We start from the raw sequence: 26,259 nt of genomic DNA, 5'->3' as shown, positions 1-26,259 counted from the left end.
AACGAAACCATACAAAACTGTGAAGTTACACCAAAATCATAACCAAGTTGTTACACTGATGAGGAGTAATAATAGTGACTTTATCTAGCCATCCTTTTTAAATATCATATTACGATTATCTTAATATGATAACCACAACTTACCTATTGTATTTTATCCTAATCACCCATTTTTATTTGGTGGATTATAGAGCCATTATTTTACAGCTTAATAATTTATTTTTTGACTTACGCTATAAAACAGTCAAATATAATGTAAACAACAGTAAAAAACCGCCTTTTATTTTTTTCGTTTCTTTCTCGCCGTCATACTATTTTTCTTTTTTTCTTCTCGGCTTGATGACCACATCTCAATGTAATCCATATTCGTTAGGAAAAAGACAATACAGCTTCCCATAACCACCATCCAAACTAACATCGCTTTTGGAATATTATCGAAACGGAAGATTAATAACAGTGGAATAAGCACCATCATGCTGATAAACATCGAGCTCATCATGCCCAATACCACAGGAGCGATGAATTTCTTCATCCCAACCACTCTCATCACCAACGTGAAAACAATACAGGTGGGGATCATGCCAAATGTGGCAAACATCACGATCAACCCCGGCTCCCCTTTATTCACCAACCAATCGGTGAAACCAAACCATGAAAAAGGAATGGTGATCATGATGCAGACTCCTGTTGAACATACAGCAAGGGAATATCTTTAAAACGAAATAAGAGCGTAAAAATGAGATTCGGGAAAAGACGAATATTGGTGTTGTATAACGTGACCGTTTGATTAAAAAATTCTCGGCGATCCGCAATTTGGTCTTCAAGCCCTTTCGCTGATGTTTGTAATGCTAATAACGCCTGCTGGCTAATCAGCTTAGGGTATTTTTCTGCCAGTAAAAAAATCGGCTTTAAATGTGAGCGAAATTGGTTTGCGGAATCCACTTTAACATCGAGCTGTTCCGTGGATAAATAGTGCTGACGGCTTTGCAGTAATTCGCTAATTAAACGCTTTTCATGGTTCATTGCCCCTTCTGCAACAACCGTTAATTGAGGCATCAAATCTGCTTGTTTCTTTAGAAGCACATCAATATTGGCAAACGCTTTTTCGCAGTTATTTTTCAAGAAAATAATATTGTTGTAGATCCCCACAATATAGCGAACCAAAATGGTGCCTATCACGGCGATAAAGATCCAAAAGATAATCTGATTCATATCATTCACTGTCAGATAACGAAATTTGGTTAAAATGAAGCGTTAAATATCCATCTTGATAACTCACTGGCGTCATTAATATCAACGCAATCAGAATAGCTGCAACCATTGCAGTCACCCCAATATTCCGACGCATTGGCGCGGATTTATTCCAGCGAGTCACATAATCTGATGGCGAAACGCCTAATAACATGTGTGGCGCTTTGCGGGTAATCACCACTTTGCCATTCTCACTGTCCGCCGAACCAATCAATAAATAACTCTTCCCACTTTCAAGTAAATACTCTTTATAACGACGATTGCCACTTTCATAATCCATATGGGGGGATAATCCCGTATGAACAAAATAATCTGGGTCACAAATCACATTCACTGAGCCTGTATCATCCGTTATGGTGAAATTATGTAGCTGAGCGCTGCTGTCTCTGAGGGTATAACTTTTTTTACCCTCTTTATCCGTAGAGATGGAGTATTCATAATAGAAAGCGCCATAACAACTGCGATTACCCAACTTACTTTTAACTTCCTTTCCTGACGTTATTTTCCCTTCCACTTCCACAAGCCCCATCGCAATTGAGCGAATTTTTGACGTCGCGAGGTTCTTTTGAAACTTTAGAAAGCGTTTTTCGGGGGTATTTTGAATAATACTCAAAACAAACAATAAGACGAAAGCCACAAAAAAGAGGCGAATATCGATGAAAAATCCCATCGTTAAACACCCAGCTAATGCAGTGCTAACAAGGGTTTTTAATAATGCGGTAAATTTTGAGGAGCCTTCTTTTTGTAAACGTTGATAGCGGTCATAGGCACTTTCCGTTATTCCAACGACAAGACGGCTAGCTGCAAAAGCCATCCCTACAGCCACGGCGTAGAAAAAGTAGCGTTCATATTCACCAGGTCTCGGCGAAATAGTTTCCCACGCCCCAAATAGCACCGCAGTAAAAGGAATAATGCCCCAATTAAATTTACGCTTTTTGGAATATTTTCTGTCTAAATAAAAAAGAATGCCGCCTAATGCAGCACCTAGAAAGTAGTAGATATTCACAGATGATACCTTTAACGGTAATTATGATTTGAATTGAACACCATCATATTTTTTCTCCGCCTCAGAGATTTCCAATAAAGGCAACGCAGTAAAACCAAAAATACTGGCAAAAATACTGTCTGGGAACATTTGGATCGCCGTATTGTATTCCGTTGTTGCGTCATTAAAGCCTTCGCGGCGCTGAGCGATTTTATCTTCCACTTCACTTAGTGCGATTTGTAATTGGGTAAACTGTTCACCCGATATTAGCGTTGGGTAGTTTTCAGCAACCGCCACGAGGCTTTTTAATGCCTTATCCATTTCATTCGATGCCGCAATTTTTTCATTCACATTTTTAGCGCTGAAATAATTTTGGCGAGCATCACTCAATGAGGTAAATAGCGCTTTTTCATGATCCATGGCTTTTTCAACTATGGTGACTAATTGGGGAATCTGGTCCGCACGCTGTTTTAAAATCACATCAATATTGGCAAATTGATTGCTAACTTGATTCCGAGTACTCACCAAGCGGTTATAAATAGAAATTCCCCATCCCGCTAAAATAAGCAGTAAAACCAGAAGAACAATCATTGTCGTTGCCATTTTTATGCCTTTTAATTAAAAAATCATTAATGCAGAGATATTTAATTTAAGTTATCGATATAACACATTTTATTCAATCGGAAAAATAGCAAAGAAAAAGATTAATAGAGATTTATACGCTACAGCAAATCGATCGCGATCACATTAATGACGCAAACTAATTCAAATTTCACCTTAAAGTGTTAGCTGAAATGTTTTTTCAAAGATTCTTCACTTCTGAAAATAACGAAACTAATTATACTCTTTCGAAAATCATCGCATCCACTATAGTTTGCATTTTATCTGGCAAACAAACCTCATAAACAAAAGAGTTCTTAAATAAAAAATAGGATTTGAATCACAATTATCACTTTTTTATTTAGCATCTCTCAAAAATGACGACGTCGTCATATTAAAAACTAAACAATTTATTTATAACAATAGAGCATCACTTTTCTCACACTATTATTATTTTTAGCCGTCAAGCTTTACAAAGAGAACGGTTTAGTTACAAAAGCGACGTTTAATGTTGACGTCAACATTATAGCCAACATCCAGAATGAGGTTATTAGAATATGAGTACCCTACCTGAAAAAATGAAAGCTGTTGTATGTCATGGCCCCCATGATTACCGCTTTGAAGCAATTAAAAGACCAACACCAGGGTTCCGTGAAGTGGTCATCAAAGTTGATGGATGCGGTATCTGTGCAGGTGACTGTAAAGCCAATGATGGCGCTCAAATGTTCTGGGGTGAAAACCCATGGATCAAAGCCCCTGTCGTACCCGGTCACGAATTTTACGGTCGCGTTGCGGAACTGGGCGAAGGGTCCGCTGAAAAATATAAATTGAAAATTGGCGACCGTATCTTAGCGGAACAAATTGTCCCTTGCTGGGAATGCCGTTTCTGCAAGTCAGGCAAATATTGGATGTGTGAAACCCATGACATTTATGGCTTTCAAAAAGAAGTCGCAGATGGCGGAATGGCTGAATATATGCGTTTCTCTGAGCGTGCAATTATTCATAAAATTCCAGATGAATTATCGGATAAAGACGCGGCATTAATCGAGCCAATGGCTTGTGCTATCCATACCGTTCGCCGTGGTGATATTGATTTAAATGACGTGGTTGTCATCGCCGGTGCGGGTCCATTAGGTCTGTGCATGATCCAAGTTGCAAAACTGAAAACGCCGAAAAAATTAGTCGTTATCGATGCTATCGATGAACGCCTTGAATTAGCGAAGAAATTTGGTGCGGATGTTGTTATCAACCCACTGAAAGAAGATGCTATCAAACTGGTTAAGGAGATGACCGAAGGTTATGGTTGCGATGTGTATATCGAAGCCACTGGCGCGCCTATCGGTGTGACTCAAGGGTTAGAAATGATCCGTAAACTGGGTCGCTTCGTCGAGTTCAGCGTTTTCGGTAAAGAAACGACGGTTGACTGGTCCATTATCGGTGACCGCAAAGAGTTAGATATCCGAGGCGCACACTTAGGTCCGTACAGCTATGAGGTTGCTATCGACCTGTTCAGCCGAGGGCTGGTATGTGCTGACGATATCGTTACCCACTTCTACTCAATCGATGATTGGGAAGAGGCGTTTGTTATGGCGAAATCAGCAGACTCTATCAAAGTCGTTATCAAGCCATAATGCTGTTGTAGTGCAATATAGTGAAATTCAGTATTGTGAAATGCAGTATCAGCATAATTAAAGTAAGTCATTAATAATCATAAATATTAGCAGTACCCTATAACACTAAAGACTCTTTAGGAGAACATCTTATGTTGAGTAAATTTAAAAAGTTAGCTGTTGCAGCAAGCGTTTTAACACTGGGCATGGCTTTTAATGCGACAGCAAAACCTGTTTCTGTCGGAATGTCGTTTCAAGAACTGAATAACGAATATTTCGTGACCATGAAAGAGGCTTTAGAAAGCGCAACAGGTGAAATGGGCGCTCAGCTTTATATCGCTGATGCGGCTCACGATGTCTCAAAACAAACGAGCGACATCGAAGATATGCTGCAGAAGAAAATCGATATCCTGCTGATTAACCCAGCGGATAGCGTAGGTGCAGAAACGGCGGTATTAGCGGCGAAAAAAGCCGGTGTCGTGGTAATTGCTATCGATGCACAAGCTAACGGTCCAATCGATTCATTCGTGGGTTCTAAAAACTACGAAGCGGGCCTAATGGCGGGTAAACGTTTAGGTGAATCATTAGGTGGTAAAGGTGAAGTTGCTATCCTTGATGGTATCCCTGTCGTGCCAATCCTTGAGCGTGTTCGTGGTTTTGAAGCTGCTATGAAAGAGTATCCAAATATCAAAATTGTGACCAAATTAAACGGTAAACAAGAGCGTGATACTGCGATGAACGTCACTGAAAACATGCTGCAAGCTAACCCTGGCTTGAATGGTATCTTCAGTGTGAACGATGTGGGTTCTTTAGGTGCATTAGCGGCCATCGAATCTGCGGGCCGTGATGTGAAACTGGTGAGTGTTGATGGTTCTCCTGAAGCCGTCGCTGAAATTGCCAAAGGTAATTCACCGTTTATCGCTACCTCTGCACAATTCCCACGTGACCAAGTACGTATTGGTTTAGCCATGGGCTTAGCAAAACACTGGGGAGCGAACGTACCTAAAGAAGTTCCTCTGGATGTTAAGTTAATCGACAAAACCAATGCTAAAGATTTCCATTGGTAATCAGCAATTAATAAAATAAATAAGTAAGTCGAACTCGGTATTGCGTCTGTGGATTATATCCCTGGCGCAATACTCTTAATAAAAATGAATGACACTCTGTTTATTGGAAAGCATTTCACTTTCCAACTCGCTTTGTTACCCATTTTTAAGCGGTAAAGAAATTAAGGGAAGCAACATGATGCAATTGTTAGCATTAAAAGATGTCAGTAAAACTTTCCCTGGGGTTAAGGCGCTAGATAATATTAATCTCTCTTTAGAAAAAGGAGAGGTACACGCACTGCTGGGTGAAAATGGTGCGGGTAAATCAACGCTAATGAAAGTGCTGTGTGGAATTCATAAACCAGATAGCGGGAAAATACTTATCGAAGGCGAAGAACACACCTTCCATAATTATCGTGATGCCATTAAAGCAGGCGTCGGTATTATTTTCCAAGAGTTTTCGTTAATCCCTTATTTAAATGCTTTTGAAAATATCTTTTTAAACCGGGAAATTAAAAATAAATTTGGCTTATTAGATAGAAAGCTGATGCGTGAAAAAGCGCAGATAATCCTATCTGATTTGGGCGTTAATATTGATATTGATGAACCCATTAGCCATTTAAGTATTGCTGAACAACAATTTGTGGAAATTGCCAAAGCGCTTTCTCTGGATGCCAAAATATTGGTATTAGATGAGCCAACGGCAACATTAACACCCAAAGAAGCCAATCACCTATTTGATGTGATGCGTGACCTAAAAGCAAAAGGCGTCGGCATGTTCTTTATCTCTCACCACTTGGAAGAGATTTATGAAATTTGCGACACCATTAGCGTATTGCGAGATGGTCAATATATTGGCTCCCGCAAGGTAGATGATACAGACCTTGATGTGATCATCGAAATGATGGTGGGTCGTGAAGTCGAAAATATTTACCCGCCAAAACGTCATTTTGATGGGCAAGAGGTCATTCTCGATGCTCAAATTCAACGGTTTGCTTCTGGCCCAACCAACCGCATTCAATTGAAAAAAGGTGAGATCCTCGGCCTTGCAGGCTTAGTCGGCTCAGGTCGTACTGAAAATATTCTCGCCATGATAGGCGCGGATAAAGCCTACAAGAAGAAAGTGGTTCTAGAGGGGAAAGATGTCAAAGTGAAGTCTGCGGCACAAGCGCTCCAGCTAGGCATTGGACTTTTACCTGAAAGCCGTAAAACTCAAGGTTTGGTTTTGCCATTCTCAGTTAAAGAGAATATTTGGCTAAATAATCACGCTCAAAAACTGTTCTTAATTCAAAATAAGAAAGAACATTTGTTATCTCTTGATTTAATTTCCCAAGTCAAAGTTAAAACACCAGAAGCAGATACAGCGGTTTCAACACTTAGCGGTGGAAACCAACAAAAAGTGGTGATTGCACGTTGGCTAAATAAACAAGCCAAAATTCTTATTTTCGATGAACCAACACGGGGTATCGACGTCGGAGCAAAATCAGAAATCTATCAATTAATGCGTTCACTTACCGAAAAAGGGATCTCAATTATTATGATCTCCTCCGAGCTACCTGAAGTTATTGGCGTGAGCGATCGGGTTTTGGTATTTCGAGATGGTGAAGTTGCTGCTGAATTAAGTGGGGACGAGATCAACTCAACCCAAATTATGTTACATGCGGCCGGCAATATTATATAGGATCATGACTATGTCTAACCAAAGTACAATTCCACTGGCGAAGAATAAATTTAATTTTGCCAAATTAACCAAGATACCGGCATTTTTACCTCTCGTTGGGTTAATTATTTTATTTGCTTGCATGTCCATTTTTAATGAGCATTTTTTAACGGTAAATAACTTATCTACTATTGCCCGCCAAGTTTCGATTAACGCAATCATTGCTATCGGGATGACATTTGCCATCTTAACAGGAGGAATTGACCTTTCCGTTGGGGCGGTGATGGCACTATCCGGTACATTGATGGCTGGATTAATGAAATATTATGGTATGGACCCTTCGATCGCCATTGCTCTGGGTCTGTTATCCGGTATCGCATTTGGATTTATTAATGGGATTTTAACTGCTTACGGTAAAATGCCGCCCATTATCGTGACCTTAGGCGCCATGATCATCGCGAAGGGCTTAGCGCTAATTTACACCGGTGGTTACCCTATTTCTGGCTTACCTCAAGAGTTTGCTTTTTGGGGACGTGAAGAATTGATGGGAATTCAAGTACCTATCCTGTTAATGCTGGGTCTGTATCTGATTTTTTATGTGGTACTTAATCATATTCCATTCGGTCGCTATATTTATGCGATTGGCGGTAACGAAGAGGCAGCGCGTTTAAGTGGTATCCGCGTTGAGCGCTACAAAATGTTGGTGTACGTCATCAGTGGTTTCACTGCCGCATTTGCCGGACTGATTTTTACCTCTCGCGTGATGAGTGGTCAGCCTAATGCTGGTGTAGGTTTTGAACTTGATGCCATTGCAGCGGTGGTTTTAGGTGGTGCATCTATCGCAGGTGGTCGCGGAATGATCATCGGTACATTGATCGGCGCAATGATTTTAGGTGTGCTGAACAATGGCTTGAACCTATTGGGTATTTCGCCGTACGTTCAATATATTGTAAAAGGCTTAATTATCTGGGGTGCAACCTTAATTAGCTCAATGAAGCGTTAATTTTCACGCTGTTATGATAAATAATAAATAAGGATTTCATAATGAAATCCTTATTTTTTTAATCGTACGTCACGAGTTTTCCATTGACGAAAATTTGCTTGGAGCCCGTTTCTTTAGTAGAGCCACCTTCTATCTCTGCAAACAATAATTCCGCTGTTCGTTTACCTAAATAAACTGAGTCATGGTGAACGCCTGAAATCGATAAATGATAAGTATCAGCATAAGGTGGTAAGTCCACCGAGAAATAACGGCAAGATAATCCGAGTTCAGAAATAATTTTGTACATCCCCGCGGTAATAATTCCGTTTAATCCCACGATGTACATATTGGGTGTATAGAGCTCTTTTATTTTTTCTCTTAAATACTCTTCATCTTTCTTACTAAAAATATAACTGCTGTACAGGACATGAATATTTTTACGGTTGGTAAATTGATCATAAATACCTGCTAAGCGTGAAAGACTAATTTCAGAATGCTCAGGCCCTGAGACAATTAAGGTATTTTCGCTGCGTTGCTGATTGAGATATTTACCAGTTAATGCCCCGATTTCAAAGTTTTTCAGAAATAGCCCAGGGTAATCTTTGCCATAAATAGAACGGTCAACAAAAACCAATGGGACTTTATGCTGATCAATCAATGACAAATAACTCGGTTGATAGGCTTTATCGTCACGAACAGGTGAAAGTAAAATGCCACTGGCCTTATAGCTAACTAAGGTTTCAATGGCGGTTTGTTCAGCTTTTTCATCGCTATCGGTATCAAAGATCATCACCTGATACCCTTTCTCTTTCGCTAAGCGCGACACCGTCTGGATTAATACCACATAGAATGGGTTAAAGGTACTGTCCGTAACGACCCCAATAATACGGCTATTTTTATTCTTTAAATTCCGTGCAAATACATTGGGAACATAATTTAACTCTTGTGCGATAGCGAGTATTTTTTCTCGCGTCTCTTTTTTTACCAATTCTGGGTGATTAAAAGCTCGAGATACCGTAATATCGGTCACATTCGCACGTTTGGCGATATCAATGATGGTTGTTGAACTATCTTGTTTAGTCATATTTATGCTAGTCAACCTGTAATGATTATTGTATTTGGTAGGGTATAGCGTGTTCTGTTGATGTCGCTGCTGAATAAGAATTGCGATTAATCCATTATACCTATTTATCATTGAAGATAAATCAGTTTTCTTTCTTATACATCAAACCAATAGCATCTTATGCCTAATATTCTCAATTTGAATCAAGCCAAATATAAAAAATTGTTTTAAACGTAAAATAACTGAAAAACCACTAATAAATGAGTAATGGAAATGAAATTATTATATTAACAAACTGGGGATCCCATTATTATTTATAAAAACAAAAATTAAATATAATAAATATAATGAAACAAAAATAACTAATAATGAAAATATAGTTTGAACAATATTAACAGGGATGTAGCCAATCAAAAAACGTCCCGCAACCAACCCAAAAACGCAGGCTAAAATAAAGGTTGCACTCACCTCTAATGGATATTCAAAACCATTCAAGATATTAATTGAAATACTAATGCTGCCAATGAGGAATATCACCATCAGCGAGGTGGCAATAATGCTTTTAAGGTTTAAGTTAGTGAACTTTTTCATTGCAGGCACAATAATAAACCCACCGCCTACACCTAATAGCCCCGTCAGTAATCCAGCAACTAATCCAATTCCCCCTAATATAGATGCCGTTTTGATATTCCAAATAAATTTTCCCGTTTGCTGATTTATTTTGCACGGGGCATCATCCTCTTCAATTACTTTTTTAAAAACAACACGATATGCAACCACCAGCATCACGAGGCTAAATGCTAAAGTCAGCCATTGGGGTGAAATAATTTGAGCTAAATAAACACCATATTTAGCGGTGGGAATACTCATTAACGCAATCCAAATAGCCGCTTTATAACGAATATTCTGCTGAATAAGCCCCTGAATAACACCAACTAATGCCGCCAATGTAATCGCTAATAGCCCCACTGGCGCGGCGAGTGCAACGCCCCATCCTTGAGATGTCATCAATGCAGGAACCGCTAAAATACCACCACCAGCGCCCGTTAATCCTAATAGGCAGCCAATCACCAAACCTTCAAAGATTAATGTGAACATAACAACTTATTTTCTATTTTCGCAATCAGCGAAGAAAGTTGATATTCTCCGGCCATCAAATCCACCAAACGAGCATCGTGAAAAAGCGCAATAGAAGGCACGGATTTAATTCCATACTGAGGAGCTATTGTCGGGGATTGGGCAATATCTACTATTCCAAAATTTATACGACCACCAAAATGCGGGCCATTATCAGAAAAGTAATCAGCAAGTTGTAAGTAGATAGGCTGCATGCTCTTACATGGCTGGCACCATGATGCTGAAAAATAGATTAACGCCCATTGCCCGCTCGGCTGCATCGGGTCAGATAACAGCCGGCTAAAATTATCACTACTAATAAGGGGAACGGCGGACATCTTTTTTTCCTTTTACGCTGAGCATCACATCACCGACTATATCAGCTCAGTTGGAAAAAATCTCCCCTAGCTATTACTCACGTTGATCTTCAATGCAGCAGCAATTGCCAACGGAGAAAAGGTTATGCTTGCGGCAAATAGTGCGCCGAGGATCGCAAAATATCCGCCAAGAGGCATATTAAAACTGTATGCTTCCATCGTGCCCGTCGCATAAATTAACACCGGAATATACAACGGTAGCACCAGTAAACTGACCAGTACGCCCCCTTTTTTTAATGATACGGTGAGCGCCGCACCAATCGCACCAATAAAGCTCAATACAGGCGTTCCTAGCAGTAACGTGCCCGCCAGCACCAATAATGTCTCACCATTAATGGATAACATGACCGCCGCTACAGGGGAAAGTAGTACCAGCGGCAGCCCCGTCACTAGCCAGTGGGAAATCACTTTGGCTAACACAGTGATAAACAGAGGATGTGGAGCCAGCAATAATTGCTCTAACGAGCCATCCAGATAGTCATCTTTAAATAAACGCTCTAATGATAGCAGCGACGATAAAATGGCAGCCACCCAGAAAATCCCCACAGAGATCCGTGCCAATAATTGCGGTTCAGGGCCTATACTCAATGGAAAAAGCGTGATGACGATTAAGAAAAACCACAGTGGATTAACCAATTCGGAGAAGCTACGAAAGGCAATTTTGAGCTCTCTTTTTATTAATAGCCAAAACATCACTCGTACCCGCCTGTCAGTTTTAATGTCCCGAAGTGCCCTGTCATCGCTTGGTGCGACGTAAATAAAATCATACCACCTTGTTCTGCATGTTGATGAAAACGCTCAGTTAACCGATTGACACCCGCCACATCAATGGCCGTGAATGGCTCATCCAAAATCCACAGTGGCGCCTCGCTTAACCATAAGCGAGCAAGGTTGACTCGGCGCTGCTGCCCTGCTGAAAGCTGCCCGACAGGAATATCTTCATACCCCATCAAGGAGACCTCTTCGAGCGCAGACCAGATTTTGTCGCCTTCGGGTTCTTGATGGTACATTTGGTAATAAAATTTCAGGTTTTCATAGGGGGTTAGCAGTGACTTTACGGCCGGTTTATGCCCCAGATACAGCAAGTGGCGGGTAAACTCTTCTTTAAGTTTTTCAATGGAGTGCTGCTGCCATAAAATTTCACCTTCATCTGGTTTTAATAACCCAGCCATCATGCGTAACAGTGTGGTTTTCCCTGCCCCGTTAGGTCCTTCGACCTGCAAAATTTGATTCGGCAAAACCGAAAAATCTAGCTGCCGGAATAGCGTTCTATTTTGTCGATGGCAGGTAATTTTATCCGCACTTAACATGGGGGTGAGTTCCTTTTAACATCCGTGAGGTCGCTAGCTTTTTGTGATTTTGTTCAGCAGCATATCACTAATACTGTCATTAGAAATTGTTTCACCGCAAAGCACTTGCATCAAAACTTCCGAGCCAAGGGATGAGAGTGAAAACAGCATATCCGGGTTCAACAAACGGATTTTATCCATGTTTGACTCTTGGTTAACCAATACCACGGTTTTTGCTTCGCTTTTACTGCCTGATTGCGCTTTTACACCGAGTAAAGCAAAGGTGCTTAACGAATCGCTATCGGTCATGATCAGCACACATTTCGCCTGTTTCACATTGGCTTCCGCCAATAACGCGGAGTCCGTTGGGTCGCCTGTCACGATATTATCTTTTTCGGGATAGTGGCTGCGGTGGCTTTCTTGGCAAATTACGGCGACAGGCAGCTCCCGTTTTTTCAGTGCTTGATAGACGTTGACCGCCATCGGTGTACTACCAATCACCACATAATGACTTTTCATATATGAAAACCTCTTGCGAACAATCTCTTTGGTGCCTTTGGCTAATACACCCACCACATACACCACGGAGGTAGTAAAAATAGTGATCCCTAAAATAATTACAGTCACCGTAAAGACTCTGGCATCCAAGGTGACAGGCACAATATCGCCAAATCCTACTGTCGTCATGCACACCAGCGCAAAATAAAATGCCGTTGTGCCATCTTTCACAACTGGCAAGAATTCATCGCCGATATACAGCGTACCGAAAATGGAATAGAGCAATAATGAAATAATACAGGTGAGCGCCACAAACCCCGCGCTACTAATACTGTGTCGAGGGTACAGTTTCCAAAAGAGCGTTAATGCGACTAACAAGCCAAAAGAGAAATAACCTTGTCGCACATGCTCCGTCGCCACTTTTAAGTCAACAAAGGCAATGATTGCCAATAATAAGAGTGCAAAAACCCAGGCAATGCGCGCGCCATTGATCATAAATAGCGAAAGAAAGATAAGCGAGATACCCAGTAAGAAACGGGGGATATCCAACAATTTCATAAACCCTAAGGATTTTAACCACTCGGTAAATCCACTTTGGCGCCAATCGATATAGTCCGTGTAGGCGCTTAAGACGGGCTTCAAGATGAGCCCGCCATCAACAATAATCAGAATGGAGAGCAGAATTCTCACGGCTAAAGCGGATTTCAAAAAAGCCACAAAGGCGTTATCTAGCATCGTTTATGCCTCGCATTACGCATCCCCTATCAATTAAATGCCATCAGTATTTCTAGCTAATAGATTAACAAAGAATAATATCAATTCCATTGCTTATGCAATAAATGAAAAGCGTGAAGAAAAGCCTCATTTCTGAATGCATTAATCATTAAATGAGCGCCAAAAAGAAAAATTTATAAATGATTTAAAAATCATTGATAAACAGTGTAATAAATTAGTCCTTACCTACAATAAATACATTCTTAATATAATTTGAACTTACTCGATAACTATCTATCTAAAAAACGATTTTTCGACTATGTTTTGATTGTTACTTTACGAAACTAATAATTAAGAGCTAAAAATTTATGGTTAATTCGATAAAAGCAGGAAAGTTTAGCTGGATGTCCTTGTTCTGGCTGTTAATATTTTTCTGGTATTTCTCATCTTTACTGCAGTTGTATGTGGTTGTTACGGGACAAAGTAACACCATCGGGTTAAGAGACTCTTTACTCTATAGCTCACTTTGGCTAGTTCCCGCGCTATTTTTCCCTCGAAAAATCAAACTTGTGGCAGGCTTAATCGGGATTGTTTTATGGCTATCCTCGGTTGTCGCTCTCGCTTATTTTGTGGTGTATGGGCATCAATTATCCCAAAGCGTGATGTTTGTGATGTTCGAAACCAACACCAACGAAGCGGGTGAATTCTTACGCCAATATCTGAGCTTTAAAGTGATTGCGGTGATTTTGGCTTACACCCTGGGCGCTATTTTCCTATGGACACGTTTGAAACCTGTTTCGTTGCCAGTGACTGGGCGCGTGATTGTGTCCGCGCTCGTTCTGATCGTGCTATTTGGCGTGCCTTACTACAATAAAGCCATCAAACAGCAGCGTCCTTTCGAAAACGTAGTTTCCTACGTTAACAGTAAATTAGCGTATGCCGCACCATGGCAGTTTGTAAGTGGTTACTTCCTGTATAAGAACCAACTGGCAAACATGGAAGAATTAATCCGCGACAACAGCAAAATTCCACCGTTAGAAAATTTTGTTGATGCCAATGGCAACACCCCAAGAACATTTGTGTTGGTAATTGGTGAATCCACCAGCCGCGACAGAATGAGCTTGTATGGTTATTCTCGCCAAACAACGCCAGAGCTTGATCAACTGGAAAAACAGTATCCTAACAATTTGGCGGTCTTTAATGATGTGGTTACGCCACGCCCTTATACCATCGAAGCGTTACAGCAAATTTTAACCTTTGCTTCAGAAACTGAGCCTGATCTGTTTAATTCCCGCCCATCTATCATGAATATGATGAGACAAGCTGGCTTTAAAACGTTCTGGATCACCAATCAGCAAACCATGACTGAGCGAAATACGCTGTTAACGGCGTTCTCTCGTCAAACCGATAAGCAATATTATTTGAACAACGATATGGCGCAAAGCTCCCGTATTTATGATGACGTGGTGCTTGACCCATTCAAAGAAGCCTTAGCCGATCCTGCTGAGAAGAAATTTATTGTGGTGCACCTGCTTGGAACCCATATGCGCTATGAGTTCCGTTATCCTGAAGATAAAGCCATCTTCACCGATAGCAATAGCCCAGTGCCGACCAACTTAAAAGGCGACCAAATTAAAGATTACAATGCCTATGATAATGCTCAGCATTACAATGACTATGTGGTCTCGTCGCTGATCAAAGATTTCGACTCTTCAAAAGAAAATGGCTTCTTAGTCTTCTTCTCCGATCACGGTGAAGATGTTTACGACACGCCACCACATGAAATGTTAGGCCGTAGCGAAGGCAAGCCAAGCAAAGTGATGTACAACGTACCATTCTTAGTATGGCAGTCGCCAGAATGGTTACAGACCCATCAATTTGACTTGAAAGATAAAACCGCTCGCCCATACAGCAATATGGACTTTATCTATACATGGTCTGATTTGGCGGGTCTCAAGTACACCGGATTTGAGCCACAAAAAAGTCTGATTAACAATGAGTACCAACCACAGCCTCGTTGGATTGGTGACCCAGAAAATAAAGCATCCATGATGCTGTATGACGACTTAAAGAAATAGCCTTAAATCAGCGCAAGTGGGTGTTTACTCACTTGCGCACTATCTCCGTCTAACACAAGCTCCTTCCCGCATACGCTGTTTCCTACGCATCTTTACAGATACCACATGGATCTCTCGCCATTTCATATGCTACATTTTGATTTGTCTATGTCGGTATTTTAGCCCCAAATGAATTTACCGTTTAATTAGTATTTTTCTAACATTACCTGTTAAGGAATTAATAATGAAACATAAAATCATTTCTTCTCTTGTTGTTGCAGGCGTTTTAACTCTCGTCGCTGGCTGTGATGATTCATCAAAAAAAGACAGCGCGGTTCAACAAGTCGAAGAAAAAGCTACCCAGTTAAAAGACGCGACTGAGCAAAAAGCCACTGAGTTATCTGATAGCGCAAAAGCCACCGCGCAAGATGTGAAAAATGATGTTTCTGACAAAACATCTGAACTCTCAGACAAAGCCAAAGCATTAGCGGACCAAGGTGAGAAAAAAGCGGATGAGCTGAAACAAGATGCATCCGACTCCGCCGATAAACTCAAAGATCAGTATGACAAAGCGTCTAGTGAGTTTTCAGAAAAAGCACAAGACATGAAAACGGATGCTATTAACAAAGCTGACGAACTCGCCACTGACGCTAAAGACAAAACTGAGGCGTTAAAATCAGAGAATGATGCGAAGAAATAAATCATCGTATTTTCCCCTTTTTTCATTCTAAAGCAGACAGATCTTGTCTGCTTTTTTATGCGCACTGAAATTAATTCATTTTGCTATTTAGCCCGGTTTAAGGCTATTTTTAGCAACATAATCATCTCTTTTGCTCACTTGGTTAAATTCCTATAAATAACACCAAAATACAGTAAGATAAATAAACAATGAATTGATAAATAACATGAAATTTACACCCTTTATTTATTTTCATTTTACCCCTTAGGTTGATCATTGATGCCTACCATGGCAGTATACCCTTTCGTTTTTTGTTCATAACAGGGTTCAAAGGGGGTCATCATTCACCAATTTTTGTTGATAATTCAGCTATAAACCATCATTATCAACGCTCACAATTTAGCCATTTTATTGTTCTTTCTATTTCGTTTCCTACAGGGAAACCCTTTCGCAATAACCTATTGTTTCATTCAGAAGGACAGCTCGCCGCATGCCCCCTTAAGATTGGTATGCAAAAAATAAAATAAAAATCAAAGAAGGTCGTTATGAGTCAAAACGTGACTGAAAACAAAAAAGTACGCACCAAAATCAGCCCCCCTGTATTTTACAGTTCGGCTATCATTATTCTGCTTATCGTCGGTTTTGCCGCCTTAATGCCTGAAATGGCAGAATCTCATCTAAGTCATCTTCAAAAGAACCTATTTAACAACGCCAGTTGGTTCTACATTCTCGCTGTAGCCATCATTTTGTTGAGTGTGACTTATCTGGGACTCTCGCGTTATGGACAGATAAAATTAGGTCCTGATCACGCACAGCCCAACTTCAGCTATGTCTCTTGGTTTGCTATGTTGTTCTCAGCGGGTATGGGTATCGGCTTGATGTTCTTCGGCGTTGCCGAGCCTGTCATGCACTATCTCAACCCACCAGTGGGGGATCCGCAAACCGTAGAAGCCGCCAAAGAAGCCATGCGCCTGACGTTCTTCCATTGGGGATTACACGCTTGGGCTATCTACGCCATTGTCGCCTTGATTCTGGCCTTTTTCAGCTATCGCCACGGTTTACCACTCACTCTGCGTTCTGCCCTATACCCGATTATTGGTGACCGAATTTATGGTCCTTTGGGTCATGCAGTTGATGTCTTTGCGGTCGTGGGTACCGTGTTTGGTGTCGCGACCTCTCTTGGCTTTGGGGTGCTGCAAGTTAACGCCGGAATGAACCATCTGTTTGGTTTACCGGTGAATGAGACTGTGCAAGTCGGCTTGATTATCACCTTCACCGCTCTCGCGACCTTATCCGTTGTCTCAGGGCTCGACAAAGGGATCCGTATTTTATCTGAGCTGAACCTCGGTCTCGCCTTCCTATTATTACTGTTGATTGTGATATTAGGCCCGACAGTCTTGCTGTTAAAATCCTTTGTGGAAAACACGGGGGGATATCTCTCTGAAATTGTCAGCAAGACGTTTAATTTGTATGCCTACGAACCGAAATCCAGTGATTGGTTAGGGGGCTGGACGCTACTGTATTGGGGTTGGTGGTTATCATGGTCGCCGTTTGTTGGGATGTTTATCGCCCGAATTTCTCGCGGTCGTACTATTCGTGAGTTTGTTACTGGCGTGCTGTTTGTTCCTGCGGGCTTTACCCTGATGTGGATGACCTTCTTTGGTAATACCGCCATTGATTTAATCAAAAATCAAGGAGCAACCCGACTGGCGGAAACGGTGCAGTCTGATGTCTCTCTCGCGCTATTCGAGTTTTTGACTTACTTCCCGTTCTCTACGGTGTTATCGTTCTTCGCCATGCTGATGGTGGTAGTGTTCTTTGTCACCTCTGCGGACTCTGGTGCCATGGTGGTCGATACCCTCGCCTCTGGCGGTGACTCAAATACCCCAGTTTGGCAACGTATTTTCTGGGCTGGCTTAATGGGCGTTGTCGCTATCACGATGTTACTTGCAGGTGGTCTACAAGCGCTGCAAACCTTAACCATCGCTAGCGCCTTGCCATTCGCCGCGGTTCTGCTTGTCTCCATTTATGGGTTATTCAAAGCGTTACGCGTGGACGCCTATAAACGTGATAGCCAGCAATTAGCTACCATCGCCCCAACTGCGAGCCGTAACCCGATTCCGTGGCAGCGCCGCTTACGTAATATTGTCTATTTCCCAAAACGTGCCCATGTAAAACGCTTTATGGAAGAGTCAGTGAAGCCATCCATGGAGATGGTTTCTGAGGAGCTCGCCAAGCAAGGGACGGTTTGCCATATCCATACCGATAAAGACGATAGGATCGGATTTGAGGTGGATTTAGGCGAAGATATGAACTTTTTATACGAAGTTCGCCTACGTTACTATATTCAGCCGGCCTTTGCCCTTGCTGGTATGGGAACAGACAACGACGAAGAGCGCAGTGAAGAGCAAAAATACTACCGCGCAGAAATTCACTTAAAAGAAGGTGGGCAAGACTACGATGTGATGGGCTGGGCGAAAGAGCAAATCATCCATGACATCCTCGACCAGTATGAAAAGCATATTCACTTTTTACATTTACTGGGTAAGTAGCCCCAAAATGGAGTTCATCAATGAACTGGTTTAGGATCCACGTTGATAGTTGGGTCAATGACCAGCTGTAAATAACACATCGTTGACCTGTACAAAATTATCTACAGGCATAACAGTTTTCAGCAGAGCCTAACTGACAGGCTCTCAATTTCATTTTGTGGGCAGTTCCGACGAGCTGCCCACAATTAGTTTTATGCTGAATTGCCATTACTCTATTAGTAATATTTTAATAATAACTATTTTTAATTAGTATTGATGGTTTTATTTGCGCATAAAATATTTTCTCATTGTGTCCTTCTACTGAAGTAATGATGATTTCATCACCAATAATCTCTATTTTATTGATATTAATAACATTTATTGTTGCAATCTTGATATCTCTAACTTTTAATATAAGAGTTGCGCTGTTTTCTAATATAGTAAAATAAAAGAGGAGAGAGATATCGCCAGTACTATATTCATAGCCAAAAGTTAAACCATCATCTAAGTTCGTGTAAAAAGGCTCATTTTCAAAGAATTCAAGCAATTCAACACTATCCGGATATTTATAAATGCTCATTATTCACCTTTAGGAATTGTTGTTACAAAAGTCATATTGCCATTGTTTTCTATTTTATATGTCGTATGGAAAACTGTAGCCTTACCTGATGGCCCAATAAGAAACGACTCGCGCTCTTCAAATTTTCCCCACTTATTTTCAAATGTATTAATTGTATTACCTTTCAGCTGAGGTGTTACTTTAAAATGTTCGATAAGGATATTTTTTCCGATAACGTCCTCAAATATCCCTAATTTTTTCATCGTATTAGCCATCTGATTTGTTCTACTACTGTTATGATCACCGCTCGTAACATGACCAAATAGATATTTAAACTTGTCCTCATGGAAAATAACTGGATTTTTTATTTTTATAGTGGGCTTTTGCTTAGTAATTCCCATTGCACCTATAGAAGCGGCAAAATACAAGTCTTCTAAATTTTTTTTACTCCACCCTGTATAGTTACTGGCATTTTCAATCCATTGATTAAAAACAAACGCTTCCATATCAGTTGAACTATCAATTTTAGAGTAAGTGAATAGCCGTATTGATTCCACGCCACCAAAAGCAGGGTAATTTCCAACTACTTTCCTTTCTTTTGTTATCCAATAGTCCGCTAATAAAGAGTCCTCAATATAAGTACTAGGGTACTTCTTCATGAGTGACTCATAATAAACTCGATCTGAGGATTCGAGTGACTCTTGAGCAATGCAGTTTACTTTACGACATGATGAAGCTAATAATCGCTCTAGTTTATTTTTATCGCCATTAGCAAGCTCATTAACAGCTTTAATTTCCTCTAAATGAAGTTGGCGATTATAACGTTCTATAATTTCAGCTGAATTCGCAGCACTATTAATACCACTTGCTTCACCTGTTGCGATTAGACCTGCGAAAGCTCCTGCTATGCGGCTAATTTGTGCTTGCTGCTCTTGCCAATTATCAGTTTTATCAAGATTATCATTAATCGTAATACCTGCTATTTGGGCCGCTAATGCACCTACAATTGCGCCTTTGGCATTTCCACCAGCAATTTCAGCACTAATACCCGACACAACGGAGTGACCTAAAAGCTTTCCTGTATGCCCTAAGATCTCACCATTATCACCAATCAGTTTTGCACCTTCCGCATTAACTTGATTGCCAATATTACTGAGTAGAGCATTTTTAAAATTATCGGTGAAACTGCCGCCTTGAATGGTGGTATTTACAGTTGAGCTAATCACTGACTGTGCAGCTACCCTCTGGGCAACCTTATTCCAATCACCATTGGTCAGTAACGGCAATTTTGCATCTGTAGGATTGCCTTTAGTCCACTCCATTTTGATATCAAGACCATTGAGCGCCCCTGAAATCACCATTTGAGCAATAATGGATTTGACGGTATCGCTTTTTCCAAGCGAGTTAAGTGTCTTGGATAGATTTCCTTGGTTTTCAGCCAGTGCGACCGCAGCTTGCGTAGAGAGTGCTGTCATGCCTGAATAGGCTGCGCCTGAGATGACCGCTGCGGTGGTTCCACTAGTTCCAGATGCTGCCCAAGCGGCAAACTGTGATGCAGTACCTGATGTCATGGCTGCAACAGTTATCATGATTAAAGCTGACGCAACAGGATTTAAGCTTTGGCTTTTATAATCCCAACTGTCATATGCATCCTTAACTAACCCCCACTGTACATCCTTGCGATCTTTTAGACCTGCGAGCCATTTTGTGCCTTCGGTTTGCCCAAGGGTATTTAGGGCATTCTGTAAGCTTTGGTTATTTTTAGCTTTAACATCTGCGGTGACGCCCTTTGCGGCATCAATGGTCAACTTGCCACCAATGTGCAGGGCTGGCAGTATCCATTTATCTTCGGTATACCCTTTATTGCGTTGGGTAATATAAAACCCTTTCGAATTAGAAATCACTTGCTCAAAAGTGGTGTTCTTCACCGCTTTAAAATTCACCTTACCGGTTTGGCTGGTGATTTTGGCATTCTTGCCCGTATTGATTTTGGTAGCTTCTAACGTGACATCATCCTTGGCGTATAGGTTAATATCGCCGCCAGCGATAAATTCAGTCACTTTATTGGTTGTTTCACTACGCGTTTTTTTGACTTCTTTTTTGGTTATACAAAGTGTCCATTTATTGCATTTTTTCTTTTGTTCTTCATAGTGGCTGGTTTCTTCCATCGCTTGTGCATAGAGATACCCGCCTTTTGCCGCAATATCCATCGCACCTTTGGCAACGAGACGCTTGAAAAAGAATACTCCCCTCAGACAAAATGGTCAGGGTTTTACCGCTGTTAATTTCAGTACCAATTTGGCGATATAAATCCTCTAATCGTTTACCCGATTGTTTACGATAGTGGGTTTTAACTGACTCTATGCGAATATTTCCCCCACTGGAAATCGTAATGTCTCCCAGAGATTTGATTATGCTACCTTGTGCGGTGAGAGCGCCGTTTGAGACCAGTGTAACGCCTTTATCTCCCGAAAGCGTCGAAGCCACATAGCGGATATCTAGGTTATCTTCATTTGGATTCGGAATAGCAGAATAAGCCGTAGCGGTTAATTTAATATCACGCCCCGAGAGCGCAGTGAGTTTGCCCTTGGATTGAAGGTTTGCGGATTGAAAATCAATATCACGAGCCGCATTTAACGTGATATTGCCATTCGCAATGAGTTGAGAGCGTAGCTCTGGATACCGACTGGTTTTAAATACATTGTCAACATCTTTAATGGCTTTAGAGCCTAACAAAATATCTTGACCCGCATTGAGCGTCAGGGATTTTTCACTGTTAAAGGTTATACCCCGCGCTTCAATATTTTTACCTGCGGTGAGGTTGATGTCCTCCGAACTTGCCCAGTTTCCTGTTTTAGTGAGTAACGCATTGATATTTGCCACAGGCTCTGAAGCCGCGAGTTTCATTAAATTGGACTCATCACGACGAATAACAATATTGTCATTGGCACTGAGGGTGAGTTTATTCGTTTTAGCTAATTGCGCATTATCGAAAGTGATATTTTTACCCGCTTGAATATATAACGAATTCGCAGCGTTAATAATTGGGGGAGATAACACGTTATCTTTAAAGGCTGAGATGGGGTTTAAGCTGTACTGAAGATTGCCATTTTTCGCAATTAATGTGCTGTCTTTCGCGGTTAAATTGGCTTGATTAAGATTAAGGTCGTGATTCGCAATTAGGCTTTGTGATTGATTGGCAACTAATTGCGCATTATTAATATTGATATTTTGACCCGCGATGATAGACAGGTCATTTACAGACTGTAAGTTAGTGGAAATATTTATATTATTAGAATTTAAGATGATATTTTTTGCGGTAATAGCGAAAGAAGGATCACCTAATTGTACTATTTTCGCTATCGATTTTTCGGTGTTAGGAAGTTTGCCTTCAAGATTAATGGTGTTTTTAAAATCAAGAACAACATTATTTCCTGCAGATATAGACTTATAATTTAATGCGTTAGGAGCCCAAGAATAAAACTTATCAATTAATATAAAATCTAGTGGCTCATTAACATAGAAAATATCGTAAGTTCCTTCATCCTCACTTTCATCTGCAAATTTACCTAAATCATCATAAGAAGTATCGTACTTATACCAGAAATTTAACATCCCTGGATTAAAAGAATAAATAGACGCATTTTGCCCTGTTAATACCATATTGTTTTTGGAAGAAATCCCTCCAAAATCATTCACTAGTTCATTGGCATTTATATAAATATTTTTTCCTGACTCTATCTTTCCTGCTTCATTTTTCAATTTATATTCTTTTCGTTCTACATTGATGCTATCACTTTCAATAAGATTGATGGTGCCAAACCATTTTTTATATGGAAATTTTTTTAAATTGGCATAAAGCGTTATTATCGATACAACACCCTCTCTGCGCCCAAAGAACGATGTAACATACTTTCTATGTACGGTAGAATCAGCTTCTATATTCTTAATAAGAATAGGTGAGCTGATAGCTGTATTGGTCAGTTTCTTTGTTCTAACAACCAAATCCCCTGCATTGGTCTTTATCGTCCCTGATTTATTTTCAATCAAGGTGCTCAAATCCCCATTGGCATTTTTTTGCATCCACAGATTGTCTTGTGCCTGAATAAGCGCACCATTGCCCGTATTACTGACCGACTCGGCAAAGATACGCATATCCTTACCAGCGATAACCTTTCCGTTGTTGGTGAGGATGTTGGTAGCTAATGTGATGTCCTTGGCGGCATTCACGTTAGCATTGGCGTTAATTTGTAGGTTTTTGGTGCTAGCATTAATGTCTTTTTTCCCTTGGATGTTACCTGCAAGGGTTATTTTGCCATCGACGGTCAATGTCAGGTCATTTTGGTTGGTTTGCACATTACTGAGGTTAATCCCTACCCCCGCCTCAGTACTGACTAATTTAACTTGGTTGGCGTACATTCCCCCTAATGCTTTAGTATCCACCGAGACACTTGGTTTTGCCCCTTCACCCGCAATCGGTGTCACGGTACCTTTTTGAAAGTCAACGCGGTTGGTGCCTTGCATCAGGGTCAAGTTTTTAGCTTTGATTTGCCCATTCAATTCGGTGGCACGGCTGATAATATCCGCATAGGTTTGCACTTCAGCATTCATGCCATTGGCACCGATAACCACACTGCCTTTTTTCACCTCAACCGCAGATAAAGCGCCTTTGTTATCTAAAATGGGTTTCCCCGTGGTCAAAGTAATCGCAGGGGTATTCACAAAACTACAGCCATTGCAGGTAATCCCATTCGGGTTGGCAATTAAGACATTCGCCCCTTTTCCTGCCACTTCCAGCTTGCCTTGCAATTCTGAGCGGCTACTGCCCGTGACTTCATTAATAATCAGATTGGCAGCACTCCCCTTTAAATTCGCATTAGCTTTGATTTGCCCTGCGATTTGAGAGTTCATATTGGTGGTGGCGTTATTGAGTACCGCGCCTTGTTTATCCACATTGAAGTCTTGAAATTTATTATGTGATATCCCCGCCCCATTCGGCGTGGCAATATTAATAACTGGAATATTATTTTGCTGGCTGACTTGGGTGTTTTTATCTGCCGCCGTCATGGCTGCACCCCAAGTGGGATGTAAGGGGTAGACAGCCGTTAAGAAAATAATGGTGTAACTTAATAGCCGCTTAGGGCGCGAAGGAAACTGTTCATTCAGCATAAATAATCCTTTAAAAACGTAGAGCTACAGAGAGAATGAGACCGACCAATAAGCCGACCAATTATCTGGTTTAAGTTGTGAGGGATAATGCAAAGGCTTACTGAGTAAAAACTGAGAATAAAACAAGCTATTGCCGGTAAAAGAGAGACCAACGGCTCCACCCGCTAGGGTGTCATGTTCAACGTGGTATTTATCTGAGCCAATAAACCCGTAATCTAACGCACTGATGAATCGCAGTTGCCCAATTGCTGTATTGGCGATGTCTTTGTTAATTTCATTACGCCAATACCCACCTCGGTTACCACTTAAAGACTGCTCATGGTAGCCACGAACAGAGTACTGCCCACCAACACTGATTCGTTCAATACCATATAAGTTATCGGGTGAGTATTGACCGAAAAATGAGGTTAAATAGGTCAAACCATTGGAAAAAAAATACTGATAACTACTGCTTAGACTGAATTTACGGTAATGACTGCGAGGTGAATCTTTCGCAAGGGTGTCCGATGAGGCCCCAAAAGCGGATATTCCCCATTCTGCGGTAGGGTTAAACGTAAAATAACCTTGTCCAAGTGTGGTACTGTATTGTGGGGTAAACAAGAGAGAGGTTAATGTTGGGCTACTGATACTCAGTGTTTGGGAAGCCAACTGAGTATTGGCTTTTTTATGTTTTAAACTACCTTGTAAGGTTAAACGCTGCTTGCCATCACGATAAATTAAACGGCTGACATCAAATTGTTGGTTGGTATTTTTGCCTTCATAACGGTATTGCTGACCTGACGTCTTAAACGGTTGTAGCGTGCTGTTACGGTAAAATTGATAGCGGTAAGACCAATAGCCATAAGGAACGTTGATTGCAGCAACCGTGTAGCGACTGTGATGAGAACGACTGAAATCTGTATCGGTACTGGCACTGAATGACCACTGTTCACCAAATTCCAAAAGGGAATCAGCCGTCAAACTGCCAGTAAGTAACTGTTTCCCTGTTGCCTTCATCCCTGAATTATCGAGGTTCAATTGACTCGTGATCGGCCATTTTTTACCTTGTTTATGAATAATAATTCGAGAGTAGCCATTTTGGGTTCCTGGCTGAATATCAATAGTGTATTTAGCAGACGATAATCGATTGAGTTGTTCCAACCCTTGTTCAATATCCCGTAGATTTAATATGTTACTTCGTTGATGAGGAAATATTTGATGCGCTAAACGCTCAGGGGAATCTTCAATTTCAATAGCTTCAATTTGTCCTTCAATGACTTGCAGTATTAGTTGATGTGAAGATAAGTCTTGTTCTGGAATGATAGCTTGGGAGGTAATAAATCCCTGTTCGATGTAATAATTAGTGACGAGTTTTGTGAGTCCATGTATTTCACTAAGTGTAAGACAACGATTGAGATAAGTTGATGTTAATTGATCCTGAATTGTGATGCTAAGCTGTGTGGCACCGACAAATTGGATCTTGTCGATAGGGAAACATCTTCCATCTTTAGCAGGTTTTAAAAAAGCATTATCAACAATTATAGTACTTTGTTTTTCCAGTTGATTACGTTCGTTCAGCTCCAACTCTAACCGTTGTTTTTGTTCAAACTGGATGCTCTCCTGTGATGAGTTCAGAAATTGGTTTTCTGTATAACCATAAGGAGAAATAATGAATAACGATAAGTATAATAAACGCCAAAAAATTTGATGAGTAGTCATGTTGTTTGAGTTTACGCATGAGTAGTTATTTTTACGTAATGTAACTCATTCTCATTCAACTTTTTCAGCTAAAAAACATACATCATGACTAAAATTTAATCTTTCTTGTATTAGATTTTATTTATCGCACTCTTTTCATTCAATTGCTTCAATAAATCTTCATTTAACAAAAAAAACGCTATTATAAATTAGCGATAAAGAGGCGGGAATTCCAAGCTTATTGAGTCGATGTGAATACAAATTCAACTACAATGGTTTCACAGGAAAATATAATACTTTAGATTGGAATAAATTTGATATGGTCAATGGGAAAGAAATGACTCCTCGATAAGCCCGAGATCATTATTTATAATCCCACGACCAAAACATCGACAAG

Annotated in this window: 21 protein-coding genes; 7 read left to right on the top strand and 14 right to left on the bottom strand. The window is 40.7% G+C overall.

The features are described 5' to 3' along the window. Window positions 1-279 precede the first annotated feature (279 nt). From PR799_RS13645 to PR799_RS13630, 4 genes are read right to left on the bottom strand one after another with little or no spacing between them, the layout of a single operon-like run. A complete protein-coding gene (locus PR799_RS13645) occupies window positions 280-672 on the bottom strand; it encodes a hypothetical protein (protein ID WP_272522430.1) in 393 nt (130 codons plus the stop codon). Then, window positions 669-1,211 (bottom strand): LemA family protein, encoded by a 543-nt coding sequence (locus tag PR799_RS13640; protein ID WP_154628252.1) that lies wholly within the window; start codon window positions 1,209-1,211, stop codon window positions 669-671. The genes PR799_RS13645 and PR799_RS13640 overlap by 4 nt, the downstream gene beginning before the upstream one ends. 1 nt (window position 1,212) lies before the next feature. Beyond that, window positions 1,213-2,256, bottom strand: coding sequence for a hypothetical protein (locus PR799_RS13635; RefSeq protein ID WP_230088657.1), 1,044 nt, complete (start codon window positions 2,254-2,256; stop codon window positions 1,213-1,215). Between the two features lie 21 nt (window positions 2,257-2,277). Then, complete coding sequence (locus PR799_RS13630) at window positions 2,278-2,838, bottom strand: LemA family protein (protein WP_154628253.1); 561 nt, start codon at window positions 2,836-2,838, stop codon at window positions 2,278-2,280. A 554-nt stretch (window positions 2,839-3,392) separates the two neighbouring features. On the opposite strand from PR799_RS13630, the gene PR799_RS13625 reads away from it, so the two are divergent. From PR799_RS13625 to PR799_RS13610, 4 genes are all read left to right on the top strand, one after another. After that, window positions 3,393-4,466: an erythritol/L-threitol dehydrogenase gene (locus PR799_RS13625; RefSeq protein ID WP_006657336.1), complete on the top strand. Its 1,074-nt coding sequence runs from the start codon at window positions 3,393-3,395 to the stop codon at window positions 4,464-4,466. A 185-nt stretch (window positions 4,467-4,651) separates the two neighbouring features. Continuing rightward, the gene (locus PR799_RS13620; RefSeq protein WP_414153954.1) at window positions 4,652-5,512 is read left to right on the top strand and encodes an ABC transporter substrate-binding protein; all 861 of its coding nucleotides are present in this window, start codon (window positions 4,652-4,654) and stop codon (window positions 5,510-5,512) included. Between the two features lie 175 nt (window positions 5,513-5,687). After that, window positions 5,688-7,172, top strand: a complete 1,485-nt coding sequence (locus PR799_RS13615; RefSeq protein WP_272522428.1) for a sugar ABC transporter ATP-binding protein — start codon at window positions 5,688-5,690, stop codon at window positions 7,170-7,172. A gap of 10 nt (window positions 7,173-7,182) precedes the next feature. After that, window positions 7,183-8,154, top strand: a complete 972-nt coding sequence (locus tag PR799_RS13610; RefSeq protein ID WP_036954045.1) for an ABC transporter permease — start codon at window positions 7,183-7,185, stop codon at window positions 8,152-8,154. Window positions 8,155-8,212: 58 nt separating this feature from the next. On the opposite strand, the gene PR799_RS13605 is transcribed toward PR799_RS13610, so the two are convergent. The 6 genes from PR799_RS13605 to PR799_RS13580 all read right to left on the bottom strand — a co-directional run bounded on the left by PR799_RS13605 (window position 8,213) and on the right by PR799_RS13580 (window position 13,211). Beyond that, complete coding sequence (locus PR799_RS13605) at window positions 8,213-9,217, bottom strand: LacI family DNA-binding transcriptional regulator (RefSeq protein ID WP_154604492.1); 1,005 nt, start codon at window positions 9,215-9,217, stop codon at window positions 8,213-8,215. Window positions 9,218-9,478: 261 nt separating this feature from the next. Beyond that, window positions 9,479-10,294 carry a sulfite exporter TauE/SafE family protein gene (locus tag PR799_RS13600; RefSeq protein WP_272522427.1) on the bottom strand — a complete coding sequence of 272 codons (816 nt, stop codon included), beginning with the start codon at window positions 10,292-10,294 and terminating at the stop codon, window positions 9,479-9,481. After that, window positions 10,282-10,650 carry a thioredoxin family protein gene (locus PR799_RS13595; protein ID WP_272522426.1) on the bottom strand — a complete coding sequence of 123 codons (369 nt, stop codon included), beginning with the start codon at window positions 10,648-10,650 and terminating at the stop codon, window positions 10,282-10,284. The genes PR799_RS13600 and PR799_RS13595 overlap by 13 nt, the downstream gene beginning before the upstream one ends. Before the next feature lie 66 nt (window positions 10,651-10,716). Next, window positions 10,717-11,382 (bottom strand): heme exporter protein CcmB, encoded by a 666-nt coding sequence (gene ccmB / locus PR799_RS13590; RefSeq protein WP_272522497.1) that lies wholly within the window; start codon window positions 11,380-11,382, stop codon window positions 10,717-10,719. Then, complete coding sequence (gene ccmA, locus PR799_RS13585; RefSeq protein WP_272522425.1) at window positions 11,382-11,999, bottom strand: cytochrome c biogenesis heme-transporting ATPase CcmA; 618 nt, start codon at window positions 11,997-11,999, stop codon at window positions 11,382-11,384. The genes ccmB and ccmA overlap by 1 nt, the downstream gene beginning before the upstream one ends. Before the next feature lie 33 nt (window positions 12,000-12,032). After that, window positions 12,033-13,211 carry an ion channel gene (locus PR799_RS13580; protein ID WP_272522424.1) on the bottom strand — a complete coding sequence of 393 codons (1,179 nt, stop codon included), beginning with the start codon at window positions 13,209-13,211 and terminating at the stop codon, window positions 12,033-12,035. Window positions 13,212-13,558: 347 nt separating this feature from the next. Between PR799_RS13580 and cptA the strand changes: the two genes are divergently transcribed. The 3 genes from cptA (at window position 13,559) to PR799_RS13565 (ending at window position 18,478) form a co-directional block, all read left to right on the top strand. Continuing rightward, window positions 13,559-15,268 (top strand): phosphoethanolamine transferase CptA, encoded by a 1,710-nt coding sequence (gene cptA / locus PR799_RS13575; protein ID WP_272522423.1) that lies wholly within the window; start codon window positions 13,559-13,561, stop codon window positions 15,266-15,268. A gap of 223 nt (window positions 15,269-15,491) precedes the next feature. Next, window positions 15,492-15,947: a hypothetical protein gene (locus PR799_RS13570; protein ID WP_154628259.1), complete on the top strand. Its 456-nt coding sequence runs from the start codon at window positions 15,492-15,494 to the stop codon at window positions 15,945-15,947. 524 nt (window positions 15,948-16,471) lie between these two features. Beyond that, window positions 16,472-18,478, top strand: a complete 2,007-nt coding sequence (locus tag PR799_RS13565) for a BCCT family transporter (protein WP_272522422.1) — start codon at window positions 16,472-16,474, stop codon at window positions 18,476-18,478. Window positions 18,479-18,704: 226 nt separating this feature from the next. Here the strand turns inward: PR799_RS13565 and PR799_RS13560 are convergent, their stop codons facing one another. Genes PR799_RS13560 through PR799_RS13545 form a run of 4 tightly spaced genes read right to left on the bottom strand, consistent with a single transcriptional unit; the run spans window position 18,705 to window position 25,883 of the window. After that, window positions 18,705-19,037, bottom strand: coding sequence for a hypothetical protein (locus PR799_RS13560; protein WP_272522421.1), 333 nt, complete (start codon window positions 19,035-19,037; stop codon window positions 18,705-18,707). After that, window positions 19,037-21,226 (bottom strand): DUF637 domain-containing protein, encoded by a 2,190-nt coding sequence (locus PR799_RS13555; RefSeq protein ID WP_272522419.1) that lies wholly within the window; start codon window positions 21,224-21,226, stop codon window positions 19,037-19,039. Before PR799_RS13555 ends, PR799_RS13560 begins: the two co-directional genes overlap by 1 nt. Next, window positions 21,162-24,185, bottom strand: a complete 3,024-nt coding sequence (locus PR799_RS13550) for a two-partner secretion domain-containing protein (protein WP_272522418.1) — start codon at window positions 24,183-24,185, stop codon at window positions 21,162-21,164. The genes PR799_RS13555 and PR799_RS13550 overlap by 65 nt, the downstream gene beginning before the upstream one ends. A gap of 24 nt (window positions 24,186-24,209) precedes the next feature. Beyond that, window positions 24,210-25,883: a ShlB/FhaC/HecB family hemolysin secretion/activation protein gene (locus PR799_RS13545; RefSeq protein WP_272522417.1), complete on the bottom strand. Its 1,674-nt coding sequence runs from the start codon at window positions 25,881-25,883 to the stop codon at window positions 24,210-24,212. Between the last annotated feature and the right edge of the window lie 376 nt (window positions 25,884-26,259).

Origin of the sequence: Providencia sp. PROV202, from assembly GCF_028479565.1 — a bacterium.
Lineage (GTDB): Bacteria > Pseudomonadota > Gammaproteobacteria > Enterobacterales > Enterobacteriaceae > Providencia > Providencia zhijiangensis.
The sequence above is the reverse complement of the archived record's forward strand: the minus strand, read 5'-3'. Positions and strand labels throughout refer to the sequence as shown.

Coding starts and splice junctions, on each gene's coding strand:
- PR799_RS13645 (WP_272522430.1), bottom strand. CDS start 672: ATGATCACCATTCCTTTTTCATGGTTTGGTTTCACCGATTGGTTGGTG.
- PR799_RS13640 (WP_154628252.1), bottom strand. CDS start 1,211: ATGAATCAGATTATCTTTTGGATCTTTATCGCCGTGATAGGCACCATT.
- PR799_RS13630 (WP_154628253.1), bottom strand. CDS start 2,838: ATGGCAACGACAATGATTGTTCTTCTGGTTTTACTGCTTATTTTAGCG.
- PR799_RS13625 (WP_006657336.1), top strand. CDS start 3,393: ATGAGTACCCTACCTGAAAAAATGAAAGCTGTTGTATGTCATGGCCCC.
- PR799_RS13620 (WP_414153954.1), top strand. CDS start 4,652: ATGGCTTTTAATGCGACAGCAAAACCTGTTTCTGTCGGAATGTCGTTT.
- PR799_RS13615 (WP_272522428.1), top strand. CDS start 5,688: ATGATGCAATTGTTAGCATTAAAAGATGTCAGTAAAACTTTCCCTGGG.
- PR799_RS13610 (WP_036954045.1), top strand. CDS start 7,183: ATGTCTAACCAAAGTACAATTCCACTGGCGAAGAATAAATTTAATTTT.
- PR799_RS13605 (WP_154604492.1), bottom strand. CDS start 9,217: ATGACTAAACAAGATAGTTCAACAACCATCATTGATATCGCCAAACGT.
- PR799_RS13600 (WP_272522427.1), bottom strand. CDS start 10,294: ATGTTCACATTAATCTTTGAAGGTTTGGTGATTGGCTGCCTATTAGGA.
- PR799_RS13595 (WP_272522426.1), bottom strand. CDS start 10,650: ATGTCCGCCGTTCCCCTTATTAGTAGTGATAATTTTAGCCGGCTGTTA.
- ccmB (WP_272522497.1), bottom strand. CDS start 11,382: ATGTTTTGGCTATTAATAAAAAGAGAGCTCAAAATTGCCTTTCGTAGC.
- ccmA (WP_272522425.1), bottom strand. CDS start 11,999: ATGTTAAGTGCGGATAAAATTACCTGCCATCGACAAAATAGAACGCTA.
- PR799_RS13580 (WP_272522424.1), bottom strand. CDS start 13,211: ATGCTAGATAACGCCTTTGTGGCTTTTTTGAAATCCGCTTTAGCCGTG.
- cptA (WP_272522423.1), top strand. CDS start 13,559: ATGGTTAATTCGATAAAAGCAGGAAAGTTTAGCTGGATGTCCTTGTTC.
- PR799_RS13570 (WP_154628259.1), top strand. CDS start 15,492: ATGAAACATAAAATCATTTCTTCTCTTGTTGTTGCAGGCGTTTTAACT.
- PR799_RS13565 (WP_272522422.1), top strand. CDS start 16,472: ATGAGTCAAAACGTGACTGAAAACAAAAAAGTACGCACCAAAATCAGC.
- PR799_RS13560 (WP_272522421.1), bottom strand. CDS start 19,037: ATGAGCATTTATAAATATCCGGATAGTGTTGAATTGCTTGAATTCTTT.
- PR799_RS13555 (WP_272522419.1), bottom strand. CDS start 21,226: ATGGATATTGCGGCAAAAGGCGGGTATCTCTATGCACAAGCGATGGAA.
- PR799_RS13550 (WP_272522418.1), bottom strand. CDS start 24,185: ATGCTGAATGAACAGTTTCCTTCGCGCCCTAAGCGGCTATTAAGTTAC.
- PR799_RS13545 (WP_272522417.1), bottom strand. CDS start 25,883: ATGACTACTCATCAAATTTTTTGGCGTTTATTATACTTATCGTTATTC.